8 protein-coding genes are annotated in these 11,578 nt (G+C 57.1%); 2 read left to right on the top strand and 6 right to left on the bottom strand.

The window, feature by feature from the left end:
- The first annotated feature begins 3 nt into the window (after positions 1-3).
- A complete protein-coding gene (gene gmhB, locus JQ848_RS00040) occupies positions 4-540 on the top strand; it encodes a D-glycero-beta-D-manno-heptose 1,7-bisphosphate 7-phosphatase (protein WP_029612713.1) in 537 nt (178 codons plus the stop codon).
- A 77-nt stretch (positions 541-617) separates the two neighbouring features.
- The gene (locus JQ848_RS00035; protein WP_003437968.1) at positions 618-1,400 is read left to right on the top strand and encodes a lysophospholipid acyltransferase family protein; all 783 of its coding nucleotides are present in this window, start codon (positions 618-620) and stop codon (positions 1,398-1,400) included.
- Positions 1,401-1,632: 232 nt separating this feature from the next.
- Here the strand turns inward: JQ848_RS00035 and JQ848_RS00030 are convergent, their stop codons facing one another.
- From JQ848_RS00030 to dnaA, 6 genes are all read right to left on the bottom strand, one after another.
- The gene (locus JQ848_RS00030; RefSeq protein WP_003437971.1) at positions 1,633-3,255 is read right to left on the bottom strand and encodes an MFS transporter; all 1,623 of its coding nucleotides are present in this window, start codon (positions 3,253-3,255) and stop codon (positions 1,633-1,635) included.
- A 95-nt stretch (positions 3,256-3,350) separates the two neighbouring features.
- Entirely contained in the window at positions 3,351-5,006 is a 1,656-nt protein-coding gene (locus JQ848_RS00025; protein ID WP_202210151.1) for a GMC family oxidoreductase, read from the bottom strand.
- Positions 5,007-5,350: 344 nt separating this feature from the next.
- Entirely contained in the window at positions 5,351-7,768 is a 2,418-nt protein-coding gene (gyrB, locus tag JQ848_RS00020) for a DNA topoisomerase (ATP-hydrolyzing) subunit B (protein ID WP_003437974.1), read from the bottom strand.
- Between the two features lie 5 nt (positions 7,769-7,773).
- Positions 7,774-8,877 carry a DNA replication/repair protein RecF gene (recF, locus tag JQ848_RS00015; RefSeq protein WP_003437976.1) on the bottom strand — a complete coding sequence of 368 codons (1,104 nt, stop codon included), beginning with the start codon at positions 8,875-8,877 and terminating at the stop codon, positions 7,774-7,776.
- Positions 8,878-8,898: 21 nt separating this feature from the next.
- Positions 8,899-10,002 carry a DNA polymerase III subunit beta gene (gene dnaN, locus JQ848_RS00010; protein WP_161719240.1) on the bottom strand — a complete coding sequence of 368 codons (1,104 nt, stop codon included), beginning with the start codon at positions 10,000-10,002 and terminating at the stop codon, positions 8,899-8,901.
- A 38-nt stretch (positions 10,003-10,040) separates the two neighbouring features.
- Positions 10,041-11,549, bottom strand: a complete 1,509-nt coding sequence (gene dnaA, locus JQ848_RS00005) for a chromosomal replication initiator protein DnaA (RefSeq protein ID WP_127196614.1) — start codon at positions 11,547-11,549, stop codon at positions 10,041-10,043.
- Positions 11,550-11,578: the final 29 nt, after the last annotated feature.

Raw genomic sequence — 11,578 nt, 5'->3', positions numbered from 1 at the left:
TTACTGTTGAAACTGCTGATTCTCGATCGGGACGGAGTGATCAATTATGACTCCGACGCTTACATCAAGTCTGTCGAGGAGTGGCTCCCGCTCCCTGGCGCGATCGAGGCCATTGCGCAGTTGAGCAAGTCGGGCTGGACCGTCGCGGTCGCGACCAACCAGTCCGGCATTGCCCGCGGCTACTACAGCGTCGCGACCCTGGAGGCCATGCATGAGCGTTTACGGGCGCTCGTGGCCGAGCAGGGTGGCGAGGTCGGCTTGATTGTTTACTGCCCTCACGGCCCCGACGAGGGTTGCGCTTGCCGCAAGCCAAAACCGGGCATGTTGCAGACCATTGCCGAGCATTACGGTGCTGATTTGGCCGAATGTTGGTTTGTCGGCGACAGTTTGGGTGACTTGCAGGCCGCACAAGCCGTCGATTCTCAGCCAGTTTTGGTAAAGACCGGAAAAGGCCTGCTGACTTTGGCCAAGAAGTTACCGGTCAATACCCTAATATTTGACGATCTGGCGGCAGTTGCCGCAGAACTTATCCACAAATAAAGCACCCCCGAACACCCGCCTGAACCCTAGGTGCAGGCCGGTTAAGCGGTGCTTTATCCGCAACGGTAAAAGTCGCTATGTCGATACTGCAGGCCATCAGAACCTTCTTCTTTTACCTGCTGCTGGGCACCAGCGCCCTGCTGTGGTGCTCACTGAGCTTTTTTGTCGCCCCGTTCCTGCCGTTTCGTGCGCGTTACCGGTTTATTAACGTGTACTGGTGCCGCTGCGCTCTGTGGCTGACCCGGGTGTTTCTTAACATTCAGGTTGAAGTGAAGGGTGCTGAAAATATTCCGCAACAGCCTTGCGTGATCCTGGCCAACCATCAAAGTACCTGGGAGACGTTTTTTCTCTCGGCCTACTTTCAGCCGTTGAGTCAGGTACTCAAGCGCGAGCTGCTGTATGTACCGTTCTTTGGCTGGGCGATGGCGATGCTGCGCCCGATTGCCATTGACCGCGACAACCCCAAGGCGGCGCTCAAGCACATCGCCAAAAAGGGCGACGAGCTGCTCAAGGACAACATTTGGGTGCTGATCTTTCCGGAAGGCACACGTGTGCCATTCGGTCAGGTGGGCAAGTTTTCCCGAGGCGGTACCGCACTGGCCGTAAACGCCGAGTTGCCGGTATTGCCGATAGCCCACAATGCCGGCAAATACTGGCCCAAGACAGGCTGGGCGAAAAAGCCCGGAACCATTGAGCTGGTGATTGGCGAACCGATGTACGCCAATGGCACTGGGCCCCGGGCAATTGCAGAGCTCAATGACCGGGTGCAAGCCTGGAACGAGAGCACTCAGCGCGAAATGGGTTCACTGCCACCGGTGACGGCACCCACTGCAACCACAGACCAGGCGAATTGTGGATAACTTGTGCACAAGTTTTGGATTATCTTCATAAAACATCCGTAACTTAATGATTTATATACTTATTTCGCGGCATGACTTTTCAATGAAAAACGTGCATAAGTTTTTCCAGGCACTAAAAAAACCGGCTGATTAGCCGGTTTTTTTGTGCCTGACATATACCTGTCCTGTGTAGGAGCGAGCTTTTCAAGGGCTCGCAAGCAATCGAGCGTCGCTCCTGCAGGGTAATCGCCGTTTATATCTTGTCGATATCCACGTTTCGGGTTTCCTTCAGGCACAGCATGCCCACTACCAGGCTGACCCCGGTGATCACCACCGGGTACCACAGCCCGTAGAAGATATCCCCGGTGTAGACCACCAGGGCAAAGGAGACGGTGGGCAAAAAGCCGCCGAACCAGCCATTGCCAATGTGATACGGCAGGGACATGGAGGTGTAGCGGATCCGGGTCGGGAACAGTTCCACCATCACTGCAGCCAGTGGGCCGTAGGTCATGGTTGCGATGAGCGTCAGCAGAACCATCATCAGCACCACCATCGGCTGGTTGACCGCACTCGGATCTGCCTTGGCGGGGTAGCCCGCTTCGTTGATCGCAGCGCGCATGGCCGCTTCGTCAAAGCCTTTGATCTGCGTCTCACCCACCGACACCTGGACATCAGTGCCCGGCGCCACGGCCTGGGAGGTGTAAGGCAGGCCCTGTTTGACCAGGAAGGTCTTGACCTTGTCACAGGGGCTGTCAAAACGCGCCTTACCCACCGGATCGAACTGGAAGGTGCAGGTTGCCGGGTCAGCCATCACTACAATCGGCGACTGACGGCTGGCCGTATCGATTTGCGGGTTGGCATAGTGGCTCAGGCCTTTGAACAGCGGGAAATACAGCACCGTGGCCAGCAATAGCCCGAGCATCAGAATGGGTTTACGACCTACGCGGTCCGACAGCCAGCCGAAAAAGATAAAGAACGGGGCGCCGATAACCACACTGATGATGAGCAGCATATTGGCCTGGGCCGGGTCCATCTTGAGCATCTGGGTAAGGAAGAACAGTACGTAAAACTGTGCCGTGTAAAAGGTCACAGCCTGGCCGGCGTTGATGCCGAACAGTGCAATCAGCACGATCTTGAGGTTTTCCCACTTGCCGAACGATTCCCGGATCGGCGATTTACTGGTTTTACCTTCAGCCTTCATTTTTACGAAGGCCGGGGACTCATGCATGCTCATGCGGATCCAGGTCGAGATGCCCAGCAGCACGATGGACAGCAGGAACGGCAGGCGCCAGCCCCAGACTTCAAACTGGTCACCGGTCAGGTAGCGGCAGCTCAGTACCACCACCAGCGACAGCAGCAGCCCCAGGGTGGCAGTTGATTGAATCCAGCTGGTATTGAAACCGCGTTTGCCGGGCGCTGCGTGCTCCGCCACGTAGGTCGCCGCGCCGCCGTATTCACCGCCCAGCGCCAGCCCCTGGAGCATGCGTAACAGCACGAGCATGATCGGTGCCGCAATGCCGATGCTGGTGTAAGTGGGTAGCAGCCCCACGGCAAAGGTCGATAAACCCATCAGAATGATGGTCATGAGGAAGGTGTATTTACGCCCGATCATGTCGCCCAACCGGCCAAATACCAATGCACCGAAGGGTCTCACCAGAAAGCCGGCGGCGAAGGCCATCAAGGCAAAAATGAACGCTGTGGTGTCGTTGACCCCGGCAAAAAACTGTTTGCTGAGAACGGTCGCCAAAGCGCCATACAAGAAAAAGTCATACCACTCGAAAACCGTCCCGAGGGATGACGCAAAAATGATCTTTCGTTCTTCACGGCCGGTTGTTCCCTTGGCAGAAACAGCCTGTTGTGCAATTGAGTCTGACATGTGCAATGCCCTCAGCCCCATGAATGGGGCCACAGTGATTATTGTTGTTGTCCACTGTCGGTTGCGGATGACTGCGTCCGAAACCACGATCGCATTCAGGCGACCGGTGCTGCTTGTGTGCGGGTGTTTTCTGTTTCTCGTGTGTAAACAGGCGCCGCAAGAATCAGCTGCGCGGCCTTTTCGCCAATCATCAAGGTTGGTGAGCAGGTATTGCCTGAAACGATGAAGGGCATGATCGACGCGTCTGCCACCCTTAAGCCTGGCACCCCGTGTACCCGCAGCTCGGCATCGACCACCGCGTCTGCGTCCTGCCCCATGCGGCAAGTGCCCACCGGGTGAAAGATCGTGGTGCCGATGCGCGCGGCAGCCTCATAGAGCTCCTGCTCGGTCTGCAACGCCTGACCCGGGAGGTATTCCTCGGGTGAAAAGACTTGCAGGGCAGGGCTGGCCACGATGCGGCGGGTCATGCGAATGGCATCTGCCGCGACCTTTAGATCATCGGGGTGGCTCAGGTAATTGGGATCGATAAGCGGCGCGTCGTCCGGGTTGGCCGAGCGGATATCAACCCGGCCACGGCTTTTGGGGCGCAAGTTGCACACCGAAGCGGTGAAAGCCGGGAAGCTGTGCAGCGGCTCGCCAAAACGCTCAAGGGACAGCGGCTGCACATGGTATTGCAGGTTGGCCGAAGGTTGATCCGCAGCGGATTTGACGAAAGCCCCCAATTGACTCGGTGCCATGGCCAGTGGACCACTGCGGTCGTAGGCATATCGCAGGCCCATGCCGATCTTGCCCCACAGGCTATTGGCCACCTGGTTAAGGGTGCGCGCCCTGGTCAGTTTGAAGATCAGACGCAGTTGCAGGTGGTCCTGCAGGTTACCGCCGACGCCGGGCAGTGCGTGCTGCACAGTTATCCCCAGGCTTTCCAGGAGCGGGCGAGGGCCGATGCCCGAGCGCTGCAAGATACCCGGAGAACCAATGGAGCCTGCACACAGGATGATTTCGCGACGGGCGGTAAAGGCCTGTTCGATACCTTGCCTGCGGGCGTTGACCCGGGTGGCGCGACCTTGATCAAGTACGACTTTGTCGACCTGCACATCGGTCAATACGGTCAGGTTAGGCCGTTTGAGTACTGGCCGTAAAAATGCCTTGGAAGCATTCCAGCGCACACCGGCCCGCTGGTTAACCTGAAAATATCCACAGCCCTGATTGTCGCCGCCGTTGAAATCGTCAACGGTGGCAATGCCGCTTTGCTCGGCGGCATCACGGAACGCATCCAGAATCGGCCACGAGTAGCGCTGTTGCTCGACCCGCCACTCGCCGTCAGCACTGTGCAAATCCGAGTTGCCGGCAAAGTGTTTTTCACTGCGTTTGAACAGCGGCAGTACGTCTTTCCAGGCCCAGCCCGGATTGCCCAGCTCGGCCCAGCGGTCGTAATCGCTCGACTGGCCACGCATATAAATCATGCCGTTGATCGACGAACTGCCCCCCAGCACCTTGCCCCGTGGATAACTCAGGCTGCGGCCTTGCAAACCGGCCTGGGCCTCGGTTTTGAAGCACCAGTCGGTACGCGGGTTACCAATGCAATAGAGGTAGCCCACGGGGATGTGAATCCACGGGTAGTTATCCTGGCCGCCCGCTTCGAGCAGCAGCACGCTATGACGGGGATCGGCAGACAGCCGATTCGCCAGCACTGAACCCGCAGGTCCGGCGCCCACCACGATAAAGTCGTACACCTTGCTGGCTGATGTCATGCATCACCTTTTTATTGTTCTTGTCCTGCACCATCGTATTGATTAATTCCGAGTTTGAAACGCGTGATTTCGCCCATGGCTTGTGCGTTTTTGCACTGCCCCCTCAAAAGTGCCGGGACGGGTATTGCGCTTCCCCAACTGCATGACCCGCAAAAGTCGCTGCAACCCAGCGACTGGATCAGCACCCGGTGCACCTTGCACAAATCTGTAAGGCAGCGGGTAGTGGGGATGTTTGCTGGAATTTTGTGTAACTGAGCATGGACTGTTATTGGCGCCACAGGATTTTTTCCCATAAAAAAAGCCAACGCTAAGCGTTGGCTTTTTTTGTACTGCTCGCTACACCATCAGAAGTCCAGGTTGGACACTGCCAGTGCGTTGCTCTCGATGAATTCACGGCGCGGTTCTACGGCGTCGCCCATCAAGGTGTTGAAGATCTGGTCGGCACCGACCGCGTCTTCGATGGTGACTTTCAGCATGCGACGCACGCTTGGGTCCATCGTGGTTTCCCAGAGCTGATCCGGGTTCATTTCGCCCAGACCTTTATAGCGCTGGATGGTATGACGCTTGGTGCTTTCGGCCATCAACCAGTCCAGTGCTTCCTTGAACTCGGTCACGGCTTTTTTGCGCTCGCCACGCTGGATGTAAGCCCCTTCGTCCAGCAGAGTGCTGAGTTGAGCGCCCAGGGTCACAACGGTTTTGTAGTCGTTGCTGCCGAAGAAGTCACGGTTGAAGGTGATGAAGGTCGAGTGGCCGTGGGAGATCAGTTCGACTTCCGGCAACCAGACATTACGCTCGCGATCTTCGCGCAGGCTGGCCTTGTAGACCAGACCCGACTTCTCGACCAGACGCAGGCGGGCTTCGTATTTCACCATCCACTCCTGCATGGCAGCGTGGTCGCCCAACTGCTCGAGGGTAACGGCCGGCAGGTAGATGAAGTGCTCGGTCAGCTCCTGTGGGTACAGGCGCGACAAACGCTTGAGCGTCTTCATTACCATGCGGAAGTCGTGTACCAGACGCTCCAGCGCTTCTCCGGAGATGCCAGGGGCATCTTCGTTCAAGTGCAGGCTCGCATCTTCAAGGGCCGACTGGGTCATGTACTCTTCCATGGCCTCGTCGTCTTTGATGTATTGCTCTTGCTTGCCCTTTTTCACTTTGTACAACGGCGGCTGAGCGATGTAGATGTAGCCACGCTCGATCAGTTCCGGCAGCTGACGGAAGAAGAAGGTCAGCAGCAGGGTACGGATGTGGGAACCGTCGACGTCAGCATCGGTCATGATGATGATGTTGTGATAACGCAGTTTTTCGATGTTGTACTCATCGCGGCCAATACCGCAACCCAGTGCAGTGATCAAGGTGCCCACTTCTTGCGAAGAGATCATCTTGTCGAAACGCGCTTTCTCAACGTTAAGAATCTTGCCTTTCAACGGCAGGATCGCTTGGGTACGGCGGTTACGTCCCTGCTTGGCGGAACCGCCAGCAGAGTCACCTTCCACGAGGTACAGTTCGGACAGCGCCGGATCTTTTTCCTGGCAGTCGGCCAGTTTGCCCGGCAAGCCTGCGATGTCGAGCGCGCCTTTACGACGGGTCATCTCACGGGCTTTACGTGCTGCTTCACGGGCACGTGCCGCGTCGATCATCTTGCCGACGATCAGCTTGGCTTCGTTCGGGTTTTCCAGCAGGAAGTCGGAGAAGAAGCGGCCCATTTCCTGTTCAACAGCGGTCTTCACTTCAGAAGAAACCAGCTTGTCTTTGGTCTGGGAGCTGAACTTCGGATCCGGCACTTTCACCGAGATGATCGCGGTCAGGCCTTCACGGGCGTCATCACCGGTGGTGGCGACCTTGTGCTTTTTGGCCAGACCTTCTGCTTCGATGTAAGTGTTGAGGTTACGCGTCAGGGCAGAGCGGAAGCCCACCAGGTGCGTACCGCCATCGCGCTGCGGAATGTTGTTGGTGAAGCACAACAGGTTCTCGTTGAAGCTGTCGTTCCACTGCAGGGCGATTTCTACGCCGATGCCGTCTTCACGTTGAACACTGAAGTGGAACACCTGGTTGACCGGAGTCTTGTTGGTGTTCAGGTAATCGACGAATGCACGCAGACCGCCTTCGTACTTGAACAGCTCTTCTTTACCGCTGCGCTCATCCTTGAGGACGATGCCGACACCGGAGTTCAGGAAGGACAGTTCACGAATCCGCTTGGCCAGGATGTCCCAGCTGAAGTGGATATTTTTGAAGGTCTGATCAGACGGCTTGAAATGGATCTGGGTGCCGGTGGTCTCGCTCTCGCCAACGATAGCCATCGGAGCTTGAGGAACGCCGTGAACGTATGTCTGTTCCCAGATTTTGCCGCTACGACGTACAGTCAGTACCAGCAATTCGGAAAGGGCGTTTACAACAGACACACCTACACCGTGCAGGCCGCCGGATACTTTGTAGGAGTTGTCATCGAATTTACCGCCAGCGTGCAGCACGGTCATGATGACCTCGGCTGCAGAAACGCCTTCTTCTTTATGCACATCTACCGGAATGCCGCGGCCGTTGTCGCGCACGGTGATGGATTCATCCGGGTGGATGGTGATGGTGATGTCGTCGCAATGGCCAGCCAGCGCTTCGTCGATGGAGTTGTCGACTACTTCGAACACCATGTGGTGCAGACCGCTGCCATCGTCGGTGTCACCAATGTACATACCGGGACGTTTGCGTACGGCATCAAGGCCTTTCAGCACTTTAATGCTCGTTGAGTCGTACGTGTTTTCTTCGCTCAATGCCTTCACTCCCGATGGTCGTGGGTCTGGGTGATACAGCCCTGTTCCACGTGGAACAGGGCAACTGGCGTTTCCGTCTGCCAGCCTTCCCTCAATAATTCGTGATCTACACAGGTAATAAATACCTGGCAGCGTAAGTCTTCCAACAAGCGACACAAGGCGTTGCGATGCTGCTCGTCCAGCTCGGACGGCAAATCATCCACCAGATAAATACATTGGCCGCGTCGGGCCTGGCTAACCAAGTGCCCTTGAGCAATACGCAATGCACAGACCACTAACTTCTGCTGCCCCCGCGACAGGATCTCTGCTGCGTTGTTTGAGCCCAATTTAAGGCGCAAATCAGCACGTTGTGGTCCGGCCTGGGTGTGACCCATTTGCTGGTCCCGGTGGACGGACGCGGCGAGTACGGCACTCAGCTCACGGTCTTTGTCCCAACCACGGTAATAGCTCAGCGTTAAGCCTTCGAGTTGTAGCAACTCGCTTAAGGTCTGCTCAAAGACTGGTTTCAAGGCTTTGATGTAGGCGCGGCGGTATTCATCAATTTCGGCACTGGCCAGGCACAGTTCCCGGTCCCAGGCCGCTTGTGAAACGGCGTCGAGTGTACCATGCCGCAGCCATGAGTTCCGCTGCCGCAGGGCCTTCTGTAGCCGCTGCCAGGTCGACATGAAGCGCGGTTCCACATGGAACACACCCCAATCGAGAAACTGCCTGCGGATCTTGGGGGCGCCTTCCAGCAAGCGGAAGCTGTCCGGGTTGATCAATTGCAGCGGCAGGATCTCGGCCAGCTGCGCCGCACTGCGTGCGTTCTGGCCGTCGATCCGAATTTGAAACTCCCCTTGCCGGTCCCGGGAGATACCCAGCGCGCTGTGCCCGCCCTCAGCCAGCTCGACCTGGCCAAAAACTGTACAGCTCTGTTGCTCGTGGGCAATTACCGGATTGAGCCGCACGCTTCGAAACGAACGCGCCAGCCCCAACAAGTGAATGGCTTCAAGCACGCTGGTTTTTCCGCTGCCGTTGGCGCCGTACAAGATATTGATGCGGGGGGAAGGGGAGAAGGTCACCGGGTGCAGGTTACGCACCGCGGTGACTGTGACACGACTGAGGGACATCTAGCTTGGGCTGTGCATAAGTTACAGGCGCATCGGCATAACAACGTAGGCCGAGTCGTCGTTGTCAGACTCTTGCACCAGGGCACTGCTGTTGGAGTCAGACAGGATCAGTCGCACTTGTTCAGTGGTCATTACGCCCAGCACGTCCAGCAGATAGCTTACGTTAAAGCCGATTTCCAGCGAGCCGCCGTTGTAGTCAACGCCCACTTCTTCTTCCGCTTCTTCCTGTTCCGGGTTATTGGCCTGAATCTTTAGCTGGCCATTGGCCAGTTGCAGGCGGATACCACGGTATTTCTCGTTGGACAGGATCGCGGTACGGCTGAACGCTTCACGCAGTGCCTGGCGATCACCAATCACGATCTTGTCACCGCCTTTGGGCAGCACACGCTCGTAGTCCGGGAACTTACCGTCTACCAGCTTGGAGGTGAAGGTGAACTCGCCGGTGGTGGCACGGATGTGGTGAGCACCCAGAACGATGCTGACTTCACCATCCGGTTCGGTCAGCAAGCGCGCCAGCTCAAGGATACCCTTGCGCGGGACAATCACCTGGTGACGGTCCGGCTGGCCGATCTCGGCTTTCATCGAGCACATGGCCAGACGGTGACCGTCAGTGGCCACGGCACGGATGATGCCGGCCGATACTTCCAGCAGCATGCCGTTGAGGTAGTAACGCACGTCCTGCTGGGCCATCGCGAAGCTGGTGCGCTCGATCAGGCGTCGCAGTTTGCTTTGCTGCAAGTTGCAGGTCAGCGAACCCGGGCCTTCTTCCACAGTCGGGAAATCGTTGGCTGGCAAGGTGGACAACGTAAAGCGGCTACGCCCGGCCTTGACCACCAGCTTGTTGTCGTCGAGCTTGATGTCGATCAGGGCATCGTTGGGCAAGCTTTTGCAGATATCCATCAGCTTGCGAGCAGGCACGGTGATTTCGCCTGGCTCAGCCGGCTCTTCCAGCTGTACCCGACCAACCAGCTCGACTTCAAGGTCGGTACCGGTCAGCGACAGTTGCTGGCCATCGACAACCAACAGCACGTTGGACAATACCGGCAAGGTCTGGCGGCGTTCAACAACGCCTGCGACCAGTTGCAGGGGTTTCAACAGGGCTTCGCGTTGAATGGTGAAATGCATGGTCTAGTCCCTTGCCTTAATAAGCTGCGCTGGTGTCATCAGGTTGTCAGAGTTCGCAGCAGGTTCTTGTAGTCCTCGCGGATGTCCGCGTCGGATTCCTTGAGTTCGTTGATCTTGCGGCATGCGTGCAAGACCGTGGTGTGATCGCGACCGCCAAACACGTCACCGATTTCCGGCAGACTGTGGTTGGTCAGTTCTTTGGACAGTGCCATGGCGACCTGACGTGGTCGCGCCACCGAGCGCGAACGGCGCTTGGACAGCAGGTCCGAAATCTTGATCTTGTAGTACTCGGCCACTGTGCGCTGGATGTTATCCACAGAGACCAGTTTGTCCTGTAGCGCCAGCAGGTCTTTAAGGGATTCGCGAATCAGCTCGATGGTGATGTCACGGCCCATAAAGTGCGAGTGAGCGATGACACGCTTGAGCGCACCTTCGAGCTCACGCACGTTGGAACGAATGCGCTGGGCAATGAAGAACGCTGCGTCGTGAGGCAGGTCGACCTTGGCCTGATCGGCTTTCTTCATCAGGATCGCGACCCGGGTCTCAAGCTCCGGCGGTTCAACAGCAACCGTCAGACCCCAGCCGAAGCGCGACTTGAGACGCTCTTCAAGACCTTCAATTTCTTTCGGATAACGGTCACTGGTGAGGATGACTTGCTGGCCGCCTTCAAGCAGGGCGTTGAAGGTATGGAAGAACTCTTCTTGCGAGCGCTCTTTGCGTGCGAAGAACTGAATATCATCGATCAGCAAGGCGTCCACCGAACGGTAGAAACGCTTGAATTCGTTGATTGCGTTGAGCTGCAAGGCCTTGACCATGTCAGCTACAAAACGCTCGGAATGCAGGTACACGACCTTGGCATTCGGGTTCTTCTTCAGCAGGTGGTTACCCACCGCGTGCATCAAGTGAGTCTTACCCAGGCCAACGCCGCCATAAAGGAAGAGCGGGTTGTAACCGTGCTTGGGGTTATCCGCCACCTGCCACGCCGCAGCGCGGGCCAGTTGGTTGGACTTGCCTTCTACGAAGTTTTCGAAGGTAAAGGTGCGGTTCAGGTAGCTGGTGTGCTTGAGCGCACCTTCAACCTGAACAGTTCGCTGCTCGGCGCGTACAGGCGCCTGTTGCGAACTGGCACCCGCCATCGGGTCGAAGCTGGCACGCGAAGGTTCTTCGCTTGCTTGAGCCGACTGTTTAGGTGCGGGCGCTGACGCAGGAGCCGAGGCAGTCGGTGTGCTCGCCGGGGCCGGGGCTTGTTGAGAAGCCGCGGCCGCCAGCGGCGCATTGGGTGCTGCACGAGGAGCTGAACTGCGTTTGCTGCCTATTAATAAGGACAACGCAGGCGCCATGCCATTGCTGTGCTCATTCAACAGTTCGAGCAAACGGCTCAGATACTTCTCGTTGACCCAGTCGAGAACAAAGCGGTTGGGTGCATACACACGCAACTCGTCGCCTTCGGCTTCGACCTGTAGTGGACGGATCCAGGTGTTGAATTGCTGGGCAGGCAGTTCATCGCGCAAAAGCTCTACGCACTGCTGCCAAAGTTCCACTGACACGGATATCCCCTAAGTTGAAAGCCGGTGAG

Source organism: Pseudomonas paraversuta (genome assembly GCF_904067025.1).
GTDB classification, from domain to species: domain Bacteria; phylum Pseudomonadota; class Gammaproteobacteria; order Pseudomonadales; family Pseudomonadaceae; genus Aquipseudomonas; species Aquipseudomonas paraversuta.
The sequence above is the reverse complement of the archived record's forward strand: the minus strand, read 5'-3'. Positions and strand labels throughout refer to the sequence as shown.